Raw genomic sequence first — 23806 nt, forward strand, 5'->3', positions numbered from 1 at the left:
ACAGAGGGCAAAAACAGAATAAAAATACACTAATTTCGAATAATAATTCACTAGTGGGGCGCGCAATGATAAAGGAACGTAAAACCGAACTGGTAGAAGGGTTTCGCCATTCAGTTCCCTATATCAACACCCATCGCGGAAAAACCTTTGTCATTATGCTCGGCGGCGAAGCCATTGAGCATGACAATTTTTCCAGCATCGTTAGCGATATCGGGCTACTGCATAGCCTCGGTATTCGCCTTGTCGTGGTGTATGGCGCGCGACCGCAAATCGACGCCAATCTGGCCGCGCATCATCATGAACCGATTTACCACAAAAACACGCGGGTGACGGACGCCAAAGCACTGGAGCTGGTGAAACAGGCCGCCGGTTTACTCCAGCTTGATATTACCGCCCGTCTGTCGATGAGTCTGAACAATACGCCGTTGCAGGGCGCGCACATTAATGTCGTCAGCGGCAATTTCACCATTGCGCAGCCGCTGGGCGTTGATGATGGCGTGGACTACTGTCATAGCGGCCGTATCCGGCGCATTGATGAAGATGCGATCAACCGCCAGTTGGATAACGGCGCGATCGTTCTGATGGGGCCGGTCGCCGTCTCAGTGACCGGCGAAAGTTTTAATCTGACCTCAGAAGAGATTGCCACTCAACTCGCCGTTAAACTGAAAGCGGAAAAAATGATCGGTTTCTGTTCTTCTCAGGGCGTTACCAATAGCGAGGGCGGCATCATTTCTGAACTCTTCCCGAATGAAGCGCAGGCACGGGTAGAAGAGTTGGAAGCGCAGGGCGATTACAACTCCGGAACCGTACGTTTTTTGCGCGGCGCGGTAAAAGCCTGTCGTAGCGGCGTTCGTCGTTGCCATCTGATCAGCTATCAGGAAGATGGCTCGCTATTACAGGAACTGTTCTCGCGTGATGGTATCGGTACGCAGATCGTCATGGAGAGCGCCGAGCAGATCCGCCGCGCCACCATCAACGATATTGGCGGTATTCTGGAGCTTATCCGCCCACTGGAACAGCAGGGCATTCTGGTACGCCGTTCCCGTGAACAACTGGAGATGGAGATCGATAAATTTACCATTATTCAGCGCGATAATATGACTATCGCCTGCGCGGCGCTGTATCCTTTTGTGGAAGAGAAAATAGGCGAAATGGCCTGCGTAGCGGTACATCCGGATTACCGCAGCTCATCGCGTGGAGAAGTGCTTCTGGAGCGGGTTGCCGCCCAGGCGCGGCAAATGGGGCTGCGTAAATTGTTTGTGCTGACGACGCGCAGTATTCACTGGTTCCAGGAGCGCGGTTTTACGCCTGTCGATATTGAGTTACTGCCTGAGAGCAAGAAAAAAATGTATAACTATCAGCGACGTTCAAAGGTGCTGATGGCGGATTTAGGATAACAAGGTGGGCCTGATGGCGCTGCGCTTATCAGGCCTACGCTCGAAAGCATCATTTGGAGGCCGGATAAGACGCTACGCGTCGCCATCCGGCGAGAACTCGTCTTATCCGGTACGACTGACTTCATCAAATAAGGTGGCTAACCCGCTGCGCCGTTCCGTACGCGTCACAATCGCGCCTGCCAGGATCCGTTCATCGGCATACAGCGATAACCGCCGCCGCGCCCGCGTAACCGCGGTATACACCAGCTCCCGCGTCACGACCGGCGAACGCTGGCTGGGTAAAATCAGTGCGGCGTGATCAAATTCAGACCCCTGTGATTTATGTACCGTCATCGCCCAGGTTGTATCATGTTCCGGCAGACGGCTGGGCTGAACGGACTTGATCGTGCCGTCCGGCATCACAAACCAGACGCGTAACCCCTGCCCGCGATCGAGCGCAATACCAATATCGCCGTTAAATAGCCCCAACGCGCTATCGTTGCGCGCAATCATTACCGGACGCCCTTCATACCAGCGAGAGTGCGGATGCCGCTGAATTTTTCGTTGCTGCACCATCGCCTGCTCAATGCGGTCATTCAGTCCCCTCACGCCAAATGGGCCTTCGCGCAGCGCGCAAAGCAGTTGATACTCATTGAAAGCCTGAAGGATTGCCTCCGGCGTTGCTTTTTCATGCAGCAACCGCAGGTAGCGACCATAGCCCGCCAGCGCTTCATCCAGCATCCCGGCATAATCGTCGCTACTTTGCAATGTACGCTTCTCTATATCGCTAAACCCCTGCTGAAAAACAGCCTGGATTGCCGACCTGTCGCCGCAGTTAATTGCCGCCGCCAGCTTGCCGATGCCAGAATCGCTGCCGAAACGGTAGCTCTTTTGCAACAAACAGAGGCTATCGCGTAAAGACGCGGCTTGCGTTCCGGCCCCCGCCGGAATGGCGCTCCCTGTTAGTCGACTTAGCTGTCGGGCGCGTTCCGCCGTAAACCCTGCGTTGACATAGGCGCAAATATCGCCCAACACAGCGCCCGCCTCAACGGATGCCAACTGATCGCGATCGCCAAGAAAAATGACCCGCCCGTGCGGCGGCAGAGCGTCAATCAAACGTGACATCATCGGCAAATCAATCATTGATGCTTCATCGACCACCAGCACGTCCAGATGCAGCGGGTTGCCCGCATGATGGCGTAATCGCTGGCTGCCGGGCTGTGCGCCCAGCAGTCGGTGCAGCGTACTGGCGTCCTCCGGTATACGCTTTTTCTGCGCATCGGTAAGAGGAAGCTGACGCAACGCCGCGCCGAGCGACTCCGTCAGGCGTGCGGCCGCTTTCCCGGTCGGCGCCGCCAGCCGGATACGGCAACGTTCGCCATCCGCCATTTGAATTAATGCCGCCAGCAGCTTCGCGACGGTGGTGGTTTTACCGGTACCGGGACCGCCTGAAATCACGGAGATACGGCGAGTGAGCGCTACGGCGGCGGCCACCTTTTGCCAGTTCACCTCGTCTGTCGGAGGGAATAGCGCGTCCAGAATACGGGATAACTGATCTTCATCTACGGCGATGGCCTGGTTAACCTCGTTAAAAAAGCGCGCAACCGTACGCTCGTTGCACCACATGCGATTCAGGTAGAGACGATCGCCGCACAGAATTAACGGCGCGGGGCTATCGCCGCAGCTAACCGCCGCAGACGCCAGTAACCGCTTTTTCCAGTCGATTGGCGTAGCCGTTTCGCTTATCCAGGCGACCAGTAAGGGATGCGCCTCCTCCGTTAACGTTAAACGCGACAACGGCAGACACACGTGACCTTCACCTGCGTCATGACTAAGCAGCGCTGCCGCCAGCGTCACGGCGGGATCGTCGTTACCGGCGACGGTTAAAGCAAACTGGGCATCAATGGGCCGTAAGAGTTTTTGTTCAACGGCCTCCAGCAACCGCTCCTGGATTGTCATTGCGCCTCCTCACTCATTTCACCTGCAAACATATCATCCAGTTGGTTAATTAACGCCGCCGCAGGGCGAGTGGTAAAAATACCCTGCTGCGGACGTTCGCTATCCACCCCGCGTAAAAAGAGATAGATGACGCCGCCGAAATGGCGTTCATAGTCGTAATTCGCCATGCGATGACGAAGGTAACGGTGCAATGCCAGCGTATAAAGCTGGTACTGCAAATCATAGCGATGCGCCTGCATCGCCGCAGCCATCGCCGTCTGGGTATAAGCGGCGCTATCCTCGCCCAGCCAGTTAGATTTATAGTCGAGCAGGTAATAGCGCCCCTCATAACGGAACACCAGGTCGATAAAGCCCTTTAACATGCCGCGAACCTGCATAAAATCCAGCGCAGGGCAACCTGCTGAAAGCGGGTCGTATCGACGAATCAACGCATCCAGCTCTCCGGCGGTAAGCGGCTGGGCAATCGGCAGATAAAACTCCATTTCGACCTGTTTTTCACGCTCGGTCAGCACGCTCAGACTAACGCCCGTCTCGTTAAGGGGAACGTGCAACACGGTGTCCAGCCAGCGGGTAAGTACGGGCTCCCATCGCGTTTCAAAACCACTCAGCTCCAGTTTTTCCTGTACCCATTGGGGGTTTATCGGTTGAGTAAAATCAAGCTCTTCAAACAGGCTGTGCAAAAATGTTCCCGGCGATGCCCCGCGAGGAAAGTGATGCGGCGTCATTGCCGGCGCTTCCGCCGCTTCGCCAACGCCTGCGGCGTCAATGTCGAGACGAGGAATAAGATCTTGCGCCACGCTATGTCCCCGCTGCTGCAAACCGGAATAACTGGTGACGCGCCAGCTATCATAAAGCAGGCGTTGCAACGTTCTGGCGCTGAGTTCCGCGTGCGATGCAGCGGCAATTTGCCAGCGGTCGTTATCCGTATTGCCTGGCGTTCGACACACGATATCCTCGTCGCATAGCGCCTCAATACAGGCGCGAAGGCCTGCGGCATCCATCGGTTCGCCTTTTTGCAGGAGTCGCCCAAGCGCGCTTTGGTGCACATCCGTCTCGCCTTTCTTATCGCTGCGACGCCGTACCAGCGGCGCGACGCCGAGGCTGCAATGCCACACTGCACGGGTCAGCGCGACATAAAGTAGGCGCAGGTCTTCCGCCAGGCGTTCGGCTTCCGCCAGTGCTATGCTCTCTTCGGCGTGACTAAGGTCCAGCACCGCCTCGTAGGAGTGCCTGTCGTGATAAAAAGCCTGGTCCTGCACGCGGAAATGGGTGATAAAAGGTAACCAGACCAGCGGGTATTCCAGACCTTTCGATTTATGAATGGTGACGATTTGCACCAGATGCTTATCGCTTTCCAGACGTAGTTGCTGGCTGGAAGCATTGCTATCGGGTTCAAGGATATGTTGCGCCAGCCAACGCACCAGCGCATGTTCGCTTTCCAGCTGCGAACCGGCTTCCTGTAACAGCTCGCTAATATGCAGAATATCCGTCAGCCGACGTTCACCTCCCGCCGTCGCCAGCAGGTTTTCAGCAATATTGCGCGCCGATATTAGCGCGCGCAGCATAGGCATCACGCCGCGTTTATGCCAAATCTGTCGGTAGCCATCAAACTCTTCAACAACCGCATCCCACGCATTTTCATCATTGTTAAGCGTTTCGATATCCAGCGCGGTAAGGCCCATCATTGATGTCGCCAGAGCGCTACGCAACGTATTTTCACGTTCGGGCGCCATCACCGCCTGCAACACCCACAGCATCTCCTGCGCTTCGAGCGTTTCGAATACGCTGTCGCGGTTAGAAAGATAGACGGAGGGGATCGCCAGTAAGGTCAGCGCATCCCGTATCAGCGCGGCTTCCCGCCTGCTGCGCACCAGCACGCTGATATCCGAGGCGCGAACGGGCCGCGACGAATCGCCGTTCGTCAGCAGCGCGTCGCCCGTTTGCCCGGCACGCAGCCAGTCGCGAATTTGCGTGGCGCACACCTGCGCCATATAACTTTGATAATCGCCCGAACCGCAGCTTTCCCCCTCCATTAGCCACAGGGTCATCGCCGGTTGAGGCGCGTCATTCACTTTAAATTGCAGCGACTGGTTTCTGGGCGCAAACTTTACCGGACTGAAGGGAATATCGCGGAACATAAAGGCGTCGTTCATCTGACTGAACAGCTTGTTAACGCTATTCACCATCCCCGGCGCGGAGCGCCAGTTAGTGTCAAGGGTATAGTGCGCGCTCACTTCGCTGCGAGCCTTCATGTAGGTAAAGATATCCGCGCCACGAAACGCATAAATCGCCTGTTTAGGATCGCCAATCAGCAATAGCGCCGTATCGGGTTGATGTCGCCAGATACGGCGAAAAATACGGTACTGCTGTGGGTCGGTATCCTGAAATTCATCGATCATCGCCACCGGAAAACGGGTACGAATCGCCGCAGCCAGCGCCTCGCCGCTTTCACTACGCAGCGCGGTATCTAAACGGCTGAGCATATCGTCAAACCCCAGCTCGCCGCGCCGGCGTTTTTCCTGAGCCACCGTTTCACGGATCTCTGATAGCGCTCGGGTAAGAACCAGATCTTTAATCGATAGCGGTTCGCCCAACAGGTTATCAATGGCGACAAACAATGGGTGCTGGGGCGTCACGCCGCCAGCTTTGGTGCGCTCAGCTAAAAAACGCTGTGAAAATTTTCCCAACGCCTCGGGTAATTGATAATTTTTGGTCTCTTCTTGCGCCCACGCGGTGATCTTTTCGATCCATTTCGCCTGATTGCCGCGGTTGAACTTTCTGCGATCGATGCCGGATGATTCGATCAGCGCGTCCAGCTCGCTAACCGCCTCACACCACTGCTGCTTCACCTGGTTGATGCGCGCCAGGATCTGTTCATGACGCGATGCCAGCGTCTCCTCCTGCGATGGCGGCGCTTTAATGACCGGCGCTTCGCCCTGCAGATAACGATCGATATCCTTTAAGAGCGCCTTCGGTCCCTTCCACACGTCAAACACCACCTGCGCGATGTCGCGCGGCAGCGGATAGCAATGACGCCGCCAGAAATCGGCGCAGGCCTGATAACGCAACAAAGATTCGTCTTCAATAAGCTGTTGCTCAAACAACATACCGGATTCGAAAGCGTTCAGGCTGAGCATACGCTGGCAAAAACCGTGGATGGTAAAAACCGCGGCCTCGTCCATTTGTCGTTCCGCCAGTAATAACCACTGTGCGGCCTGCTTTTTGTCGCTAATTTCTTCCAGCAAGCGGGCATAAAGCGGATTATCCGTGCTTTCCCGCAGACAGGCGATGCGCAACTCATGGATATTACTGCGGATTCGCCCACGCAGCTCTTCAGTGGCGGCCTCCGTAAAGGTTACCACCAGCAGTTCTTCAACGGTCAACGGGCGGGGAAATGCGGCACTGCCGCCCAGGCCGAGCAATAACCGCAGATACAGCGCCGCGATAGTAAACGTTTTGCCTGTGCCCGCTGATGCTTCAATCAAACGCTCGCCTGTCAGGGGCAAGCGTAGAGGATCAAGAGTCTCGGCGACATCATTCATTCTTTTCGCTCATTAGAGGTAACGTTTGCTGCAATGCGCTGACGTTATCCCACACTTTCCAGCCTGTCGGATGCACGTATTCTGCTTTTCCATTCTGGCTACCGGCAATCTGTGACAATATTGCCATACCTTGTGGTTCCACCACCGCCAGGTGGAAGAAGTCGGCAAGCTTTTGTGGCGTCAGCAATTTTATCTGAGCGATGATTTTATCACGCGAGTCAAAGCGCATATTACCCCGATCGAAATCCTTGCTTAAACGGGATGCTTCTTCGCCCAACGTTTGCGGCGCCTGGCGCATTTGCGTAATGATCGCCTGCTGAATTTGGGCGAACTCTTCCGGCTTCATCGCCCTCAGCTTCGCCTCGGCGTCAGGGAAAAATGCCTGGTAGCGTTGCCACAGGTAAGAGGGCTGTTTATCGTTGCTCTGTAGCAGGAATCCCATTCCCCACTGACGGCCAACGCTCATCGGAAAGGCAAAAACGGCGTATCCCAGTTGCTCTTCGGTTCGTAGCTGATTGTAAAACCACGGTTGAACAATCTGACCTAACATCGCGCTGTAGGCGGCGCTGACGTACTCGTCGTAGCCGACCGGGACAAAGACCGCTGCTAACGCGGAGTCGGTGCTACTGCCCGCTTTTTCAAATATTACGGACTGCTTTTTCTCAACCACCACGTCTTTGTTACGACACCACGCCGATCCGTTCGCCGCGAGCTGTTTTTGAACATCTTGCGCCAGAGAGGTCGCCTGGGCTTCGCTCATATTCCCTATAACCAGAAATTCCGGACGAGCGCCCGTTTTTAACGCATTACGATAGGCCATTACCTCTTTCAACGTAATGGACGGCAGTAAAGCGCGACGTTCATCACGGGAAAAATAAGGCACCTGCGAAATCATCTGCACCGGCATAATCGCCTGTTCGTAGGCTTTTCCCTTCTCCGCAGAATCCATCATCTGCGTATACCAGGATTTCGCCTGCGCCAGCTGTTCCTCCGTGGCGTCGTAGCTAAAATATCCTTCCAGCAACGCCAGGAAAAGCTGCGGCAAACGCTGGGTATAACCGTTCGCAGTGACCATCAGACCATTGTTGGCGTTAGTGGAAAAGCTAATGCCGCCCACTGCCGCCTGGTTGCTGAGCTGATCGAGCGCCATTCCCGCCAGATAATCATTAAGGGCGAACAGTACCTGATTGCGGGCGCTGTCCATCGCCTGCGGGTTACGCAATACCACGCTCACGTCAGCTTTTGGCTCGCTGGCGAAATAACGACTCGGCGCATAAACCACGCGCAAATCCGCTTTATCGACAATCAGTTCTGGCCGCACGTAGTTTTTGTCATTCTTAACAAGCGTAAAATCATCAGGAATATAGGGGTTTAACTCCGGCAGCGACAACGCAATGCCCTGTGCTTTTTGCTGCCAGTTTTTAAACGTCTGTTCGCTAATCTTATCGACCTGATAAGGCGCATCCACAAAATACGCCGTCTTATTATGGGGTTCCTGGGGACTGATGTACCAGATGCGCGCATTCTGCGGCGTCATCATCGCCAGGCGATTTTTGATAGCGGCAGGATCGTAACGATCGGCGATATTCGCCGCATCCAGCGTATGCGCTACCGGGACGCGGATCATAGTGTCCGCCAGCCATTCGACATAGTCCATATCGCGGGTAATCGACGGATAGCGGAAGTCGAGATCCAGCACATGCGCCAGCTCGTCAAAGTAACGTTTATCTATCCCTTTTTCACGTAACGTATTGAGATAGCTAAAGATAGCTGCGACGACTTTATCACGATTGGCCAAACCTTTATCAGTCAGCGTTGCCGAAATGGCAAATACGCCGCTGTTACCATTAACAATCGGATCGGAATCCGCGCTAATACCTTCGACCAGTCCTTGTTTTTGCAGCCAGTCAGAGAGCGTCCCCGGGCTACGATTGCCAATCAGATAAGAGACCAGTTCATCGGTCTTGCTACGGAACTGCGCGCTATTGTTATCAATACGAAACTCCACGCGCAGCACTTTACGCGGTAGCGCCGGCACGTAATGAATAATGATGCCCTTCTGCGCCTCGGTGATGACAGGTACGTTAATTTCCGGTTTTTTAATCTGTTTATTCGGCACGCGACCATAGGTTGCGGCGGCAATACGCGCCAGCTCCGGCAAGGGTTTATTACTGTAAATCACCGCCTTCATCAGATTAGATGAATAGTATTTTTCATGAAAAGCGATCAACGCCTGTTGCACCGGATTTCCCGGCTTATCGCTTAACGTTTCCAGATTTCCGCCAGAAAAGTGCGAGCCTGGATGCGCCGGGTTAATGGTTTCGGCGCTTACCTGCGCCATACGCATACCGTCGCGGGTGCGCGCCATCGTCAGCTCGGCATTCACCGCGTTTCGTTCGCGTTCGGCATACTTTTTATCGAGCAATGGCGCGGCAATGGCGTCGGCCAGGCGATCTACGGCGCCTGGAAGCGCGTCGTTTTCAACCTCCAGGTAGAAGGCTGTTCGATAAGGCGCGGTGCTGGCGTTGTGGCTACCGCCATGTCTTTTAAGGTATTCGGCAAGGCTATCCGCCTGCGGATATTTTTTTGACCCCATCAGGCACATATGCTCAAGATAATGAGCAAGCCCCTGATGAGCCTCAGGATCTTCAAGCGATCCAACGGGCACCACTAACGCAGAAAGCGACTTTACAGCCTGCGGATCGGATACCAGCAACACCACCATGTCATTATCAAGACGTATCGCCTGATACTGCCGGGTATCTTTATCGCTTTTACGGATAGTTTCTTGCAGCGGTTGCCAACCGATATCCGCCTGAACTGCAGGCCCCCAGAGGGCGACCAATAACAATAACGCTTTGAACCAGGTGCTGCGGGGCATTCACGGACCTCATCATTAACTTTCATTCCCACTCATCTGTATGGTCACGTAAACCATCGACCTGAGCGGAACGGGATATTATTGTGCTGAACCAGGCAGCATTTTTTTATCAGTAATCAGTCCGTGACGAAGAGCGCATCATAGTCGAAGCCTTTTAATGGCGCGATTTTCATACAATCAACGAGACTGATTAAAACGAAACAGCGGTAACAGGTAATGCCGGGACTGCGCAATGATAGCCTGCAACGTTTCAGATTCCAGCTGACGCCAAAGACGTTGATACCAGATATCTTCGCCTTCGCCGCTCACCATCATGTTGCCTTCATAAGCCTGTAAAAACTTTGTCCTGGCCTTCTGTAAGGTATCATCGTCGTCTAACATGACATCATTTTCAGCGTCATAACAGGCTTTTATCCATGCGCCGCCGCTTTCCGGCAGTACCAATAGCGGAGAAGACATGCCTTCCCGGTAGCCTTCAATCAGTTGCGCCAGGTAAGCCATTGCCTGCGTTTTATCAAGAGGCGGAAATCGCCATTCTCCCTCTTTGCGCAAAAACAGGCGACTTTCGCCACTCCCGCCGCTGGCACAATAGACAAGGTGTTCCAGCCAAAGTTGCACACCTTGCGCCACGCTGATTAAAGCGGGACGCCAGCGCAATAATCCATCCTCCTGTACCTGCGGTAGCCAGCCGGTTAGCTGAACGCCATTGCAAAGCAGATCCACTTCCAGGCTTTGGCTCGGCTTACGACAGGCGATGACCCGGCTTGCCAGTTGCTGCATCTCCTGACATTGCGCATCCCAGAATATTTCGCCAAACGCGCCGTAAGGCAACTCTCCCGCAGCCCGGAAACGGCGGAACAAGCGTTCGGCGTCGTCCTCTTCAACCAGCGTATTGAGCAACTGTTGGTTAAGTTGATACCGCGTCAATCCCTCTAATTCAAACGGTTCCGCATCAGGAATCTCACTCTCTTCCGAGCGGAAATTAACCTGAAGCCGCATCTGAAAAAATGCGCGTACCGGATGGGCCCAAAAACGCTGCAGACTTTCCAGAGTCAATGTTTCCGGCATCGTAAAAGGAAGCGGCTGCACAAAGTCAGAATGCGCTTTCCCCGACTGACTCGCCGCAGGCAACCACTCTCTGGCATAACTTTGCTGTTCGCCGGGTTGGTAATTTTGCGCATCAAAAGGCATACGGGTATGCAGACGCGTAATATGCGCTTTGACTCGTGCTTCGCTCTCATCACAGGTCAGCGTTTCGTCGCCCGGCAAATAGTGGCTTTGCCCGATGTAATCCACCAATTCTTGCACCAGTACAGAGGGAAAGCGTTCGCTATTATCCTGGATGGAGCGACCGATGTAGCTGATATACAACGTCTGCTGCGCCGAGATTAACGCTTCCAGAAACAGGTAGCGGTCATCGTCGCGACGGCTTCGATCCCCGCGCATGGGTTTTTGGCTCATCAGGTCAAAGCCCAACGGCGCAAGCTGGCGCGGGTATACGCCGTCGTTCATTCCCAGCAGGCAAACGACTCTGAACGGAATGGAACGCATCGGCATCAGCGTACAAATATTGATGGGGCCCGCCAGGAAGCGCTGGCTAATACGTTCCTGATCCAGACGCTGCGCCAGTTCATCCCGCAGTAGCGAAATCGGTACCGCGTCGCCATATTCCGCCGCGACGCCTTCGGCGATAATGGCCTGCCACTGCTGTTCAATCAATGTCATTGCCGCTTCCGTGTCCGCATCGGGCAGGAAGAAATCATTGAGCATATCGCGACAAACGGGCAACCACTCTTCCAGCGGTCGCTCCTGCGCCAGACCGCGCCGCCAGATATTAAGCTGCATCAGCAGCGAAGCCAGATGCCCGACCAGCTCAGCAATCAGACCGCTGGATTCGTCATAAGGCAGAACCGACTGCCACTCGCCCTGGGCGCTTTCCATCGCATACCCCAGCAGCATACGCGTCAGGCCAAATTGCCATGTATGCTGCCCCGTGGCAGGAAGTTCCAGCTCTCGTACGTTGTCATCGTCAATTCCCCAGCGAATGCCTGACTCATTGACCCACAAGCGCAAATAACGCAACCCTTCTTCGTTGATCGTAAAGCGGGCAGCCAATACCGGTACGTCTAACAACGCCAGAACATCCTCGGAGACAAAGCGGCTGTCCGGTAACGAAAGTAGGCTGATAAATGCCTGTAACACCGGATGTGACTGACGCGCCCGCCGATCGGAAATGGCATAAGGCAGATAGCGCTCCGTTGGCGCGCTACCAAATACCGCCTGGATAAACGGGCTATAGCTGTCAATATCAGCCACCATAACGATAATGTCGCGCGGCGTTAGTGTCGGATCGGCTTCCAGCATCGCCAGCAGGCGATCGTGCAGTATTTCCACCTCGCGCTGCGGGCTGTGACAAACGTGAAAAGAGAGGCTGTTATCCTCAGGATCGAGCAGACGCTTATTGTCGCTGCGCGAATACTCCTCAAGATTTACGCCCGCCACCTCATGGCTTTCCAGTTCAAGGATATCCGCCTGAATCCGATGCAAAAGATTATCTGGCGTAATATCAACAAACGCATCCAGCTCCTGGCTGTTTTCCAGTTCAGATAGCAGGTAGATATAATCCCGCCCCAGTTTTCCCCATGAGGCCAGTAGCGGATTACCGATATCCTGTTCACCGTCGCTGTTAAATAAGGCTTCCGGATTCTGATTTTCACGGAACAGCGGTAAATGACGGTCTTCAAAACTGTGACGACGCTGGCGAGCCATGAGTTTTGCCAGCCAGGCTGGGTCTTTAATATCCCCCCAGTAATACCGACACGGATTAGTAAAAAGGAGATGGATTTCAATATGTTTACCCAGCGCCTGCAATGCGCTGAGATACACTGGCGGTAACGCGGAAATGCCGCAAATAAAAACGCGGGACGGCAACCCTGGCGGGCAGGCGGTCGCGCTCTCCAGCGTTTGAATAAAGCGTTGGTAGAGATTGGCGCGATGCCAGCGCGGCTGCCCCAGCGCGGCGGTATATTCCACCAATGCTTTCCACAGCGGCGCCTGCCAGTTTTGCGCCTCCCCCAGACCTTCCACAGTTTTTCCCGCTTCCCACTGCGTAAGCCAGTCAGGCCGATAAACCAGATACTGATCGAACAGGTCGGCGGCGCGCGCGGAAAGCTGAAAGAGTTTGCGTTTATCGGTGTCGTCGGTCAGATAATGGCGCAGCAGTACAAACTCATCCTTATCCAGCAACTGCGGCAGCAAGGTCATCAGTTTCCAGCTCATGCTTTGTTTGCTGAAAGCGCTTTCTTTGGGGATATCCGGCAACACGCGGACAAACATCTCCCAGATAAAACTCGCCGGTAACGGAAAAGCGATATTCGCCGCAATACCAAACTTTTGTGAAAGGGTCATCTGCAGCCACTGCGCCATACCCGTGCTTTGTACCAGAATCATTTCTGGTTCAAAGGGATCATCCAGCCGCTCGCGTTCGACGATGAATTCCATCAACGCTTCCAGCACATCCAGACGATTGGAGTGGTAGACCCTTAACATAATTACTCCTGACGATTAACGATTTGGACAATGCAAGCGCGTCATCTGCCCCTGCCTGCCAGAGGGTGAAACCATCGTGACGCTGATGCTGACACATCCCGATTGCGTTGTCTGCATCCGGTTGGCCTTCCAGCCTTCAGCAGGCGAAAATGGATACAGCGCCGTTTGCTGCCACGCCTGCCGCCAGATCTGGAGATACTGGTGTCGTAATGCAAAACTGTGCATTAATACCCGCTGATAGCCTGACAGCGCGGTGACGATCATTACCATTAGAACCATCGCCACTAAAACTTCCGGGAGGCTAAACCCGCGTTGTAAATTCAGGGGATGCGACATAACGCCACCTCTTTTAACGGACAAAAATCACTCCAGCCGTGGGGAGAAAAGACAATGCTTCCCTGAATGACGTTGCCCAAACGCCATAACGTCATGCCGTCATCTTGCGCCGCCATCACCACCTCATCCCCCGATAATCTCCGCAAACAGACTCTTGCTCCTGAAGAGGAATAGCGCCGACATTCCATTTCGGTTACGCCTGACCATAGCTGCCCCCGCCCCCATTCCAGCGCCGACTGTACGAGCGCCTGGCGTTGTATCGCCATGCTCTGCGTCGTCACGCGGGCGGCATAGCTGGCCTGCTGCTGATTTACGCCTTGCAGTAGCAGACTGCCCAGAATCAGTATTAAAAGCGCCAGTATTAGCGAAGAAGCGCCACGTTCCCGATTCACAGATTAAATCCCGTTACGCTGTATTGCGCGTCAATAACCGTCTGAGGCTCGGCTTTGCTGGCGCCGCGCAGATGCAGCATGAGCACTGGCGAGAATCCCGTTATATCCCGGCGCTCAACGGTAAACGCCGTGATGAGTACCGTATTGGGATCGGTCATTTTTTCCCATCCCTTACCCTGGCAAGATGTTGCTCCGCGTAATGTCTCCAGAACGTTATCCTTCACACGAAACCCGGTCTGGTCGGCCTCTTTCGCCGGTATGGCATCCCAGACACCGTTATTATTCCCGTCCCACTGAACGATGACGCATTGCCCCTGTTCGGCAAGATGTAACCCTTCGCCAATACAGTGGCCATGACAGTAACCCGCACGTTGAAGATGCTTCGCTACGGTATAGGTTCGCTGCCAGATTTCATCTTCCAGCGATAACTGTCGCGTGTTGTGCCAGATTTCACGCTGTAGCGCCGGTAAAAATCGTGCGGACCCAAGCAGTAAAATGGAACCTATCGCCATCGCCAGCACAACTTCCAGTAGCGAGAACCCCCGCGTGGTTATTGACACGTGGCGGCCTCATTACGCTCGCATAGCCTGATTCGCCCCCAGGAGGAGACGACCAGACGCCACTCTCCGGCAGCGTTTTTCAGTACGATGTGCCCTGCCCATGCCGTATTGCGCAAGCCAAAGAAGGCTAACGACGGCGTGATATCGGCAAGGACGACATCACGCCAGTCGGGCGTAAACACAAAGGGGGAAGATGGCGTACACGATGTTTGCGTAGCAACAGAGCTGACAAAGCACCATGAACCGCCTTCGCTGACCACGCGAAGAATGTGATCGCGGTTATGCCAGTGAGCGTCCTCACGAAGTTGCAGCAGGTAATCCCGCACCTGACATGCGGTTTGCCACAGGCGCTGTTGCTGCTGCCAGCGTTGCCAGCCATAAAGTCCTGTGGCGCTGAGAATGATAATGAGCGACATCGCGACCACCGTTTCAATGAGCGTATAGCCCTGTTGTTTTTTCATGTCGGCAGTATGGCGGGCGGAAGAAAAATAACGAGCGCCAAATACAGATTGTTCGGCGCGTTACGGAAAAAAGTTCATGTCTTGCAGCGCGTTGCAAAATTTCAGGAATCCGCGCCGAAGATTGAGACGAAGGGTAAAAAAAACCGACGCGCAATGACGTCGGTTATGGCAGGATCGTCAGCGCTTAGATAGCGACCGGCGCTTTAATACCGGGGTGCGGATCATAGCCTTCAATTTCGAAATCATCGAACCGGTAGTCAAAAAGCGAATCGGGTTTACGCTTAATGACCAATTTCGGCAGCGCGCGCGGTTCACGGCTTAATTGCAGGTGCGTCTGCTCCATATGGTTGCTGTACAGGTGCGTGTCGCCGCCGGTCCAGACAAAATCGCCGACGTCCAGGTCGCACTGTTGCGCCATCATATGCACCAGTAACGCGTAGCTGGCAATGTTGAACGGCAGACCGAGGAACACATCGCAGGAGCGCTGATAAAGCTGACAGGAGAGTTTTCCATCTGCGACATAAAACTGGAAAAAGGCGTGACACGGCGCCAGCGCCATCTTATCCAGCTCGCCGACGTTCCACGCAGAAACGATAATACGACGAGAGTCCGGGTCGTTTTTAAGCTGGCTTAAGACCGTGGCGATCTGATCGATATGGCGGCCATCCGGTGTTGGCCATGCACGCCACTGCTTACCATAAACCGGGCCTAAATCGCCGTTCTCATCGGCCCATTCGTCCCAGATGGTGACATTATTTTCGTGCAGGTAAGCGATGTTGGTATCGCCCTGCAAAAACCATAGCAGTTCGTGAATAATTGAACGTAAATGGCAGCGTTTCGTCGTCACCAGAGGAAAGCCTTCCTGCAGGTTAAAACGCATCTGATGGCCAAAAATGGAAAGCGTGCCGGTGCCGGTACGGTCGTTTTTCTGTGTGCCTTCATCCAGCACTTTTTGCATCAGTTCTAAATACTGTTTCATGGTTCCTCAGGAAACGTGTTGCTGCGGGCGGCGGCGATATGCCCAAACCATCATGATCGCGCCAGCGATAATCATCGGGATAGAGAGAATCTGCCCCATGCTGATGTACTGTACCCACGCGCCGGTAAATTGCGCGTCCGGCTGGCGGAAGAATTCAACAATGATACGAAACGCGCCATAGCCAATCAGGAATAATCCGGAGACTGCGCCCATCGGACGCGGTTTGCGAATAAAGAGATTAAGGATGATAAACAGCACCACGCCTTCTAATGCCAGTTCATACAACTGGGAAGGGTGGCGCGGCAATACGCCGTAGGTATCAAAAATAGGCTGCCATTGCGGATGTGACGGCAGCAACGCAATATCTTCCGCGCGTGAGCCAGGAAAGAGCATGGCAAACCGGAAGTCAGGATCGACGCGCCCCCACAATTCACCGTTGATAAAGTTGCCCAGACGCCCGGCGCCCAGGCCGAACGGAATTAACGGCGCAATAAAATCAGACACCTGAAAGAACGAGCGCTTCGTGCGCCTGGCGAAGATAATCATCACCAGTATCACGCCGATAAGCCCGCCGTGGAAGGACATGCCGCCGTCCCAGACGCGGAATAAATAGAGCGGGTTATCCAGAAACAGAGGGAAGTTATAAAACAGGACATAGCCAATACGTCCCCCCAGGAAGACCCCCAGGAAACCTGCATAGAGTAAATTTTCAACTTCGTTTTTGGTCCAACCGCTTCCCGGACGGTTAGCGCGACGCACCGCCAACCACATCGCGAAAACGAACCCCACCAGATACATCAAGCCATACCAGTGAAGCGCGACGGGCCCAATTGAGAAAATGACCGGATCAAAGTCCGGAAAATGCAGATAGCTACTGGTCATCTGTCACCACAATTTCTTGTTATTTCGCTGAAGAGATAGCGATTGATAAGCGCGCCTGCGCGTTGCAGACGCTCCAAAGGTGCGAATAATAGCACAAGGGTTAAAAGCGAGATGCCGATTACCGTTAAAAGATATGTATACGCATTGTCTTTCATCTTGCAGGCGTGTTGTCTGAGCCGTGAATCCACAGTCACTCTCTTTTCCCGCTCCAGTCGTTACAACCCTCCTCGAATCAATCCCCCCATCCCGCGGCGCTCCATAAACGCCGCCACCTGATGACGCACTTCGGTCGCCATCTGCGCCTCAAGGCTGCGTCTGGCAAGGGTTTGCGCGTCTTCAAAATCGATATGCCGCAGCAGATATTTCACACGCGCTACCGAACGGCCATTCATCGAAAGATGGCGATATCCCAGACCGATAAGAATCGCCACGCACATCGGATCGCCCGCCATCTCGCCGCACAAGCGAAGATCGAGGCCATGTTTTTCGGCTTCCTGCGCGATCATGGACAGTGCGCGCAGCATAGCCGGATGCAGACTGTCGTAAATACTGGCCACGCGGGTATTGTTGCGATCTACCGCCAGGATATATTGCGTTAAATCGTTGGTGCCGACCGAGATAAAGTCGATCCGGTTAGCCAGATGCGGCAGCATAAATACCATTGATGGTACTTCCAGCATAATGCCGATACGCGGTTTCGGGATCGCATAGCCGATCATCTCCTCGACCTCGCGCCCGGCGCGTTCGATCAGACGCCGCGCTTCATCGACTTCATCAATACTGGTGACCATCGGCAGCAAAATGCTGAGGTTGCCAGTCGCCGCATTGGCGCGCAGCATCGCGCGGACCTGGATCAAAAAGATCTCCGGCTGATCCAGCGTAATGCGGATCCCGCGCCAGCCCAGACACGGGTTCTCCTCGCTGATCGGCATATAGGGCAGTTGCTTATCCGCTCCCACATCCAGGGTCCGCAGCGTCACCGGTTTATCGTTAAACATTTGCAGCATCCCTTGATACTGCGCCACCTGCTCTTCTTCCGAGGGAAACCCGCTTTGCAGCATGAAGGGAATTTCAGTACGGTACAGGCCGATACCGTCGATCCGACTGCCTAACTTTTCCTCATGCTCGGGACTGAGCCCGGCATTCAGCATCACTTTGACTCGCTCGCCGCTTTTCAGTTGGGCGGGAAGATTGACGTCGTCCTCCGCCAGACGACTGAGTTCTATCTCTTCACTAATGAGCCGCTGATATTCCTGAATAAGCACGGGTTCAGGATCGACCAGTAATTCACCGCGATAGCCATCCACCACCAACGTACGGCGATGTAGCACCGAAGGCTGGATATCAGCGCCCATGACGGTCGGGATACCGAGCGCGCGCACCATAATCGCCGCATGCGAGTTTGCCGCGCCGTCGCGCACCACAACGCCCGCCAGCCTGTCCTGCGGCAGCTCCGCCAGGGTGGTCGCCGACAGCTCATCCGCGACCAGAATAAAACGTTCCGGCCAGGCGTTTGGCCCCTGAACTGAATCATCAAGGTGGAATAACAGCCGCTGCCCCAGCGTGCGTAAGTCTCCCGCACGTTCTTTGAGGTAGTTATCGGTTAGCGCCGCAAATTGCTCGGCAAATTTTTCGATGATTTTTTTAACGGCCCACTCCGCAACAGCGCCTTTGTCGACCTCGGCGAAGAGTTCGCGACGCAGTCTGGCATCTGAAAGCAGGTGTGAGTACAGATCGAAAATGGCCGCCGTCTCTTTTTGCGCGCCGGCGGCAAAGCGTTTGCTGTATCGTCGGAACTCGTTCGCCGCCTCTTCCAGCGCGCCGGTCAATCGTTCGCGTTCAAGAGAGGTATCCAGCGTAGACGCTTCGTAAACCTGTTCCATCAGCGGCATGGTCGCGTCTTGCCAGCCCGTTGCGATAGCCACGCCCGGCGCCGCAGGAAGCGCGCGGATTCGCGTCTGCCGGTATTGCCCGAACAGCGCTGTGACCTGCGACTGTGACAGGATAGCCGCCATCTGCGTAGCGAGCGTGACGAGGAAAGACTCTTCGCTTTCATCGTACTGGCGCAATTCGCGCTGCTGTACGACCAGCACGCCGAGAAGTTGGCGACGCTGAATGATCGGCACGCCGAGAAACGCGCGAAAACGCTCCTCTTTTACCGAAGGAATGTATTTAAAGCTGGGATGTTTTTGCGCATCGGCAAGGTTAATGGGTTCCGCCAGTCTGCCCACCAGACCGACGATCCCCTCATCAAACGCAAGCGCAACGGTTCGACCACGCGGTTTTTTCAACCCCCGCGTCGCCATCAGGTAATAACAGCGTCGGTCATGATCGGCCAGGTAAACCGAGCAAACCTCTGTATCCATCGCAAGACAGATATCCGTGACCAGAATATTCAGCGCCTCGTTCAGACGCGGCGCACTGGCCACTTTTTCGACTATTTCGCGCAGGCGAGTGAGCATAATTTGCGTGGCTTAACCTCTTTTACGTCGATAAGCAGGCGCGCTTTGTAGCTTAGGGGGATTATCCTGAAGCGCCATGACAACACTTGCAAACTCTTTCATTACCCTGCGGTAGACATCGCGTTTAAATGACACCACTTGTCGAACCGGATACCAGTAACTTACCCAGCGCCAGCCGTCAAACTCCGGCGTACTGCTGGTTTGCATATTGATTTCGGCGTCGGCGCTCATTAACTGCAAAAGAAACCACTTTTGTTTCTGGCCGATACATACCGGCTTTGTGTCCCAACGCACCAAACGTTTTGGTAACTTGTAACGCAACCAGTTGCGAGTAGAAGCAAGGATCCGCACATCTTTACGGCTTAACCCAACTTCTTCAAACAGTTCCCGGTACATCGCCTGTTCTGCCGACTCCCCTGGATTTATCCCGCCCTGCGGGAACTGCCAGGAGTGCTGACCAAATCGCCGGGCCCACATCACCTGCCCCTGACGATTACAAATTACGATACCTACATTTGGGCGGTAGCCATCGTCATCAATCACCGGACTACCTCAACATAAACCTTATATATGAACGATTGTTTCATACTCCAGTGAGGCGGTAAACCACTCTGTAATAGTGACACAGCCTAATAACAATTGAATAACTCACAGTAAATAGCCGAGTTATAAACAGATGATGACGCCCTTGCACCATTTTATTCACCTTTTCTGTGGATATAGTTGTGAAGAAGTATGGAATTACCACGGGAAAACCCAGAACAGTCTGAATTCCTCATGCGGAAAACAGTAAAAATAGTGCCTTATATTCATTGTGTTATAGACAAATCTTACATGCCACCTTCATAAAGCGTGACCAGCATCACATCTAAGATCCTTATGCTGATGAAAGATCAACCAGCGTCGGTTTTATCCACAGATTGTGCCAATAACTTACGCACTATTTGTCTGAATTTTCGATTTTCGTCGCACGTCAAGGCTGTAAATGGAAACAGTAGTGGCGGTTTTACACAGTTATCCCAACTTTCTGTGGATAACATAGTGTAAGATCCTGTTTATTGTCAGTGACCAGAATTGGAAAACCCGCTTCAGCGTTGCGCAACACGAAGAAACAACACAAAAAAGGCAATAAAAATCAGTCTATTGAATATAAGACACAGAAAAAGATAAACTCTGCCCATACGGTATAAAATCACTGCTCATTTTTTAATCTAAGGTAATGGTAATGTCCGCTCTTTGTCCGCTACTGACTCCGCCTGCTTCGGAAGCATTGCTGTTAGCCCAGGCGCGGCAGCTTTCCGGCTATACGTTAGGCGAGCTGGCGGCGATGGCCGGCATTACCACGCCTAAAGATTTGAAGCGAGACAAAGGCTGGATCGGCGTCTTGCTGGAGATCTGGCTCGGCGCCAGCGCCGGGAGCAAGCCGGAGCAGGATTTCGCCGCATTAGGCGTAGAACTGAAAACCATCCCGGTGGATAGTCTGGGTCGTCCTCTGGAAACAACCTTTGTTTGCGTGGCGCCGTTAACCGGTAACAGCGGCGTGACCTGGGAGACAAGTCACGTACGGCATAAATTGAAGCGCGTGCTATGGGTACCGGTCGAAGGCGATCGCAGCATACCGTTAGCCGAACGCCGCGTAGGTTCGCCGCTACTCTGGAGTCCGAGTGAAGAAGAGGACAGGCAGCTACGCCTCGACTGGGAAGAGCTGATGGACATGATAGTGCTGGGCCAGGTGGAACGCATTACCGCCCGTCATGGCGAAGTCTTGCAACTGCGACCCAAAGCCGCCAATGCCAGGGCGCTCACCGAGGCTATCGGCGCGCGCGGGGAACCTATTTTGACGCTACCGCGTGGATTTTATCTGAAAAAAAATTTTACGCAGGCGCTGCTGGCTCGCCATTTTTTATTGCAGAATCCGTAACGTCCATTACACGCAAATGCGCCTCCGCTATGGCTACGCATCGGGCCGACGCCGGATAAACGTAAGCGTATTGTCGCCGCTATTTTACACCGTTCCTGGTTGCGCAAATTCAGCCTGGGCTTTCGCCCGTCACTCGACGGGCCTATAATTACCGCTTCTTTTTTTGGCAGGACTTTGTTCGATGTTATTTGCATGGATAACCGATCCTAATGCCTGGCTGGCGCTCGGTACGCTGACGCTGCTGGAGATTGTACTTGGGATCGACAACATTATTTTTCTTTCTCTGGTGGTAGCAAAACTTCCTACGGCGCAACGGAACCACGCACGGCGGCTTGGGTTGGCGGCGGCGATGGTCATGCGCCTGGCGCTGCTGGCGTCAATCGCCTGGGTCACTCGTCTGACTAATCCGCTGTTTGAGCTTTTCGGCGAAGCGATTTCCGCCCGCGATCTCATTCTGTTACTGGGCGGGTTATTTTTAATCTGGAAAGCCAGCAAGGAGATCCATGAGTCCATCGAAGGCGAAGAAGAAGGGTTAAAAACCCGGGTTTCTTCTTTCCTGGGCGCAATTGTACAGATTATGCTGCTGGATATTATTTTCAGCCTTGATTCAGTTATCACAGCGGTTGGCCTCTCCGATCATCTGTTTATTATGATGGCGGCAGTCGTTATTGCCGTGGGCGTCATGATGTTTGCGGCACGGCCCATCGGCGAGTTTGTCGATCGCCATCCGTCGGTAAAAATGCTGGCGCTCTCCTTTCTGATCCTGGTTGGCTTTACCCTGATTCTGGAAAGTTTCGACGTTCACGTTCCGAAAGGGTATATCTATTTCGCCATGTTCTTCTCTATCGCAGTAGAGAGCCTGAACCTGTTGCGTAATAAAAAGAATCCGCTGTAATCCTGTCTCGCTCCCCCGCCGGGGAGCGAATACTCACTTTATTTCCTTTCTTCTCACAGATTAAGATTTTGCTGCTTCCGACATGCAGAGCTGCGCGTTATTACTAGACTATTATCAGATGCAGGCTATGTGAGGACAAACGGATGAAAAAGTGGGCAGTTGTAATTTCCGCAGTAGGGTTGGCTTTTGCGGTATCCGGATGCAGCAGCGATTATGTAATGGCGACGAAAGATGGTCGTATGATCCTGACCGATGGAAAACCGCAAGTTGACGATGATACCGGTCTGGTCAGCTATACCGATGCACAGGGAAACGAGATGCAAATCAACCGTGACGAAGTGTCTCAAATCATCGAACGTTAAGCGGTGGCCTGTGATCGAGGTCAGCGTTCTGCAAGCCTTCAGGCTGCGTCCCGTAACGGTGCGTGGCGACCACGCCCGGTAACAATTACGCCGCGCAGCCTGCAATTTTACTTTCCCTTTTGCCTTCCCTCTGCCATTTTTATTGTCCTTTGTCGGGAATTTCTGACTTCATAATAAAAAGGAAACGGCTATGCACTATCACCGTATACCCCACAGCTCGCTCGAAGTAAGTACGCTAGGGCTGGGCACAATGACATTTGGTGAACAAAACAGCGAAGCCGACGCTCACGCACAGCTCGACTATGCCATCGCAAATGGCATTAACCTTATCGATGCCGCCGAGATGTATCCGGTACCGCCGCGCCCGGAAACACAAGGGCTGACGGAGTCCTATATCGGTAACTGGCTCGCCAAACGCGGCAACCGTGAAAAACTGATCATCGCCAGCAAAGTTAGCGGACCGGCACGTAATAATGATCAAGGCATCCGGCCTCATCAGGCGCTGGATCGTAAAAATATTCGCGAAGCGCTACACGACAGTTTGACCCGATTGCAGACCGACTATCTGGATTTGTATCAGGTGCACTGGCCGCAGCGCCCCACTAACTGCTTCGGTAAACTCGGCTATAACTGGACGGACTCCACGCCAGTAGTAAGTCTGCTGGAGACGTTAGACGCGCTAAGTGAGTTTCAGCGAGCGGGTAAGATTCGTTATATTGGCGTTTCAAATGAGACAGCGTTTGGCGTTATGCGCTATCTGCATCTGGCGGAAAAACATGACCTGCCGCGTATTGTCACGATCCAGAACCCCTATAGCCTGTTAAACCGCAGCTACGAGGTCGGGCTGGCGGAAGTCAGCCAGTATGAAGGTGTTGAATTGCTCGCCTACTCCTGTCTGGCGTTTGGCACATTAACCGGTAAATACCTGAACGGGGCCAAACCCGCAGGCGCGCGGAATACCTTGTTCAGCCGCTTCACACGTTACAGCGGCGAACAGGCGCAAAAAGCCGTTGCCGCCTACGTCGATATCGCGAAGCGTCACAATCTTGATCCGGCGCAGATGGCGCTGGCCTTTGTTCGCCGCCAGCCGTTTGTCGCCAGTACGTTACTGGGCGCAACCACGATGGCGCAGCTCAAGACGAATGTGGAAAGTCTGCATCTGACGTTAAGCGAAGAGGTTCTGGCGGAGATTGAGGCGGCGCATCAGGTTTATACCTACCCGGCGCCGTGATGGTCAGTGCCCGGTGGC

Annotated in this window: 17 protein-coding genes; 5 read left to right on the forward strand and 12 right to left on the reverse strand. The window is 53.9% G+C overall.

All coding sequences use genetic code 11. The features are described 5' to 3' along the window. Window positions 1-65: 65 nt before the first annotated feature. On the forward strand, window positions 66-1397 hold the full coding sequence (gene argA, locus ACLJQJ_RS11660) for an amino-acid N-acetyltransferase (protein ID WP_000588964.1): 1332 nt from the start codon (window positions 66-68) through the stop codon (window positions 1395-1397). A 102-nt stretch (window positions 1398-1499) separates the two neighbouring features. On the opposite strand, the gene recD is transcribed toward argA, so the two are convergent. The 12 genes from recD to rppH all read right to left on the reverse strand — a co-directional run bounded on the left by recD (window position 1500) and on the right by rppH (window position 19922). Then, on the reverse strand, window positions 1500-3335 hold the full coding sequence (gene recD, locus ACLJQJ_RS11665) for an exodeoxyribonuclease V subunit alpha (RefSeq protein WP_000155137.1): 1836 nt from the start codon (window positions 3333-3335) through the stop codon (window positions 1500-1502). Next, window positions 3332-6877, reverse strand: coding sequence for an exodeoxyribonuclease V subunit beta (gene recB / locus ACLJQJ_RS11670; RefSeq protein WP_063808805.1), 3546 nt, complete (start codon window positions 6875-6877; stop codon window positions 3332-3334). The genes recD and recB overlap by 4 nt, the downstream gene beginning before the upstream one ends. Beyond that, window positions 6870-9758, reverse strand: coding sequence for a pitrilysin (ptrA, locus tag ACLJQJ_RS11675; RefSeq protein WP_063808806.1), 2889 nt, complete (start codon window positions 9756-9758; stop codon window positions 6870-6872). Before ptrA ends, recB begins: the two co-directional genes overlap by 8 nt. Before the next feature lie 177 nt (window positions 9759-9935). Beyond that, the gene (recC, locus tag ACLJQJ_RS11680) at window positions 9936-13307 is read right to left on the reverse strand and encodes an exodeoxyribonuclease V subunit gamma (RefSeq protein ID WP_063808807.1); all 3372 of its coding nucleotides are present in this window, start codon (window positions 13305-13307) and stop codon (window positions 9936-9938) included. A gap of 15 nt (window positions 13308-13322) precedes the next feature. Then, entirely contained in the window at window positions 13323-13643 is a 321-nt protein-coding gene (locus ACLJQJ_RS11685; RefSeq protein ID WP_000019294.1) for a prepilin-type N-terminal cleavage/methylation domain-containing protein, read from the reverse strand. Then, on the reverse strand, window positions 13628-14035 hold the full coding sequence (locus ACLJQJ_RS11690) for a DUF2509 family protein (protein WP_001078536.1): 408 nt from the start codon (window positions 14033-14035) through the stop codon (window positions 13628-13630). The genes ACLJQJ_RS11685 and ACLJQJ_RS11690 overlap by 16 nt, the downstream gene beginning before the upstream one ends. Continuing rightward, window positions 14032-14595 carry a prepilin peptidase-dependent protein gene (locus ACLJQJ_RS11695; RefSeq protein WP_063808808.1) on the reverse strand — a complete coding sequence of 188 codons (564 nt, stop codon included), beginning with the start codon at window positions 14593-14595 and terminating at the stop codon, window positions 14032-14034. Before ACLJQJ_RS11695 ends, ACLJQJ_RS11690 begins: the two co-directional genes overlap by 4 nt. Beyond that, on the reverse strand, window positions 14586-15056 hold the full coding sequence (locus ACLJQJ_RS11700) for a prepilin peptidase-dependent protein (protein WP_000744668.1): 471 nt from the start codon (window positions 15054-15056) through the stop codon (window positions 14586-14588). Before ACLJQJ_RS11700 ends, ACLJQJ_RS11695 begins: the two co-directional genes overlap by 10 nt. Before the next feature lie 184 nt (window positions 15057-15240). Then, window positions 15241-16035, reverse strand: a complete 795-nt coding sequence (gene thyA / locus ACLJQJ_RS11705; protein WP_000816247.1) for a thymidylate synthase — start codon at window positions 16033-16035, stop codon at window positions 15241-15243. Window positions 16036-16041: 6 nt separating this feature from the next. After that, window positions 16042-16917: a prolipoprotein diacylglyceryl transferase gene (gene lgt / locus ACLJQJ_RS11710; protein ID WP_000204645.1), complete on the reverse strand. Its 876-nt coding sequence runs from the start codon at window positions 16915-16917 to the stop codon at window positions 16042-16044. Between the two features lie 215 nt (window positions 16918-17132). Continuing rightward, on the reverse strand, window positions 17133-19379 hold the full coding sequence (gene ptsP / locus ACLJQJ_RS11715; protein WP_000957887.1) for a phosphoenolpyruvate--protein phosphotransferase: 2247 nt from the start codon (window positions 19377-19379) through the stop codon (window positions 17133-17135). Between the two features lie 12 nt (window positions 19380-19391). Next, the gene (gene rppH / locus ACLJQJ_RS11720) at window positions 19392-19922 is read right to left on the reverse strand and encodes an RNA pyrophosphohydrolase (RefSeq protein ID WP_000564481.1); all 531 of its coding nucleotides are present in this window, start codon (window positions 19920-19922) and stop codon (window positions 19392-19394) included. 682 nt (window positions 19923-20604) lie between these two features. Between rppH and mutH the strand changes: the two genes are divergently transcribed. The 4 genes from mutH (at window position 20605) to ACLJQJ_RS11740 (ending at window position 23788) form a co-directional block, all read left to right on the forward strand. Then, window positions 20605-21300, forward strand: coding sequence for a DNA mismatch repair endonuclease MutH (mutH, locus tag ACLJQJ_RS11725; RefSeq protein WP_001274930.1), 696 nt, complete (start codon window positions 20605-20607; stop codon window positions 21298-21300). A 181-nt stretch (window positions 21301-21481) separates the two neighbouring features. Further along, complete coding sequence (locus ACLJQJ_RS11730) at window positions 21482-22195, forward strand: TerC family protein (protein ID WP_000895635.1); 714 nt, start codon at window positions 21482-21484, stop codon at window positions 22193-22195. Between the two features lie 143 nt (window positions 22196-22338). Next, window positions 22339-22557, forward strand: a complete 219-nt coding sequence (locus tag ACLJQJ_RS11735) for a YgdI/YgdR family lipoprotein (RefSeq protein ID WP_000758662.1) — start codon at window positions 22339-22341, stop codon at window positions 22555-22557. Window positions 22558-22747: 190 nt separating this feature from the next. Further along, complete coding sequence (locus tag ACLJQJ_RS11740; RefSeq protein WP_000558960.1) at window positions 22748-23788, forward strand: NADP(H)-dependent aldo-keto reductase; 1041 nt, start codon at window positions 22748-22750, stop codon at window positions 23786-23788. Window positions 23789-23806: the final 18 nt, after the last annotated feature.

Source organism: Salmonella sp. SAL04202 (assembly GCF_046550775.1).
Lineage (GTDB): Bacteria > Pseudomonadota > Gammaproteobacteria > Enterobacterales > Enterobacteriaceae > Salmonella > Salmonella enterica.

Coding starts and splice junctions, on each gene's coding strand:
- argA (WP_000588964.1), top strand. CDS start 66: ATGATAAAGGAACGTAAAACCGAACTGGTAGAAGGGTTTCGCCATTCA.
- recD (WP_000155137.1), bottom strand. CDS start 3,335: ATGACAATCCAGGAGCGGTTGCTGGAGGCCGTTGAACAAAAACTCTTA.
- recB (WP_063808805.1), bottom strand. CDS start 6,877: ATGAATGATGTCGCCGAGACTCTTGATCCTCTACGCTTGCCCCTGACA.
- ptrA (WP_063808806.1), bottom strand. CDS start 9,758: ATGCCCCGCAGCACCTGGTTCAAAGCGTTATTGTTATTGGTCGCCCTC.
- recC (WP_063808807.1), bottom strand. CDS start 13,307: ATGTTAAGGGTCTACCACTCCAATCGTCTGGATGTGCTGGAAGCGTTG.
- ACLJQJ_RS11685 (WP_000019294.1), bottom strand. CDS start 13,643: ATGTCGCATCCCCTGAATTTACAACGCGGGTTTAGCCTCCCGGAAGTT.
- ACLJQJ_RS11700 (WP_000744668.1), bottom strand. CDS start 15,056: ATGAAAAAACAACAGGGCTATACGCTCATTGAAACGGTGGTCGCGATG.
- thyA (WP_000816247.1), bottom strand. CDS start 16,035: ATGAAACAGTATTTAGAACTGATGCAAAAAGTGCTGGATGAAGGCACA.
- lgt (WP_000204645.1), bottom strand. CDS start 16,917: ATGACCAGTAGCTATCTGCATTTTCCGGACTTTGATCCGGTCATTTTC.
- ptsP (WP_000957887.1), bottom strand. CDS start 19,379: ATGCTCACTCGCCTGCGCGAAATAGTCGAAAAAGTGGCCAGTGCGCCG.
- mutH (WP_001274930.1), top strand. CDS start 20,605: ATGTCCGCTCTTTGTCCGCTACTGACTCCGCCTGCTTCGGAAGCATTG.
- ACLJQJ_RS11730 (WP_000895635.1), top strand. CDS start 21,482: ATGTTATTTGCATGGATAACCGATCCTAATGCCTGGCTGGCGCTCGGT.
- ACLJQJ_RS11735 (WP_000758662.1), top strand. CDS start 22,339: ATGAAAAAGTGGGCAGTTGTAATTTCCGCAGTAGGGTTGGCTTTTGCG.
- ACLJQJ_RS11740 (WP_000558960.1), top strand. CDS start 22,748: ATGCACTATCACCGTATACCCCACAGCTCGCTCGAAGTAAGTACGCTA.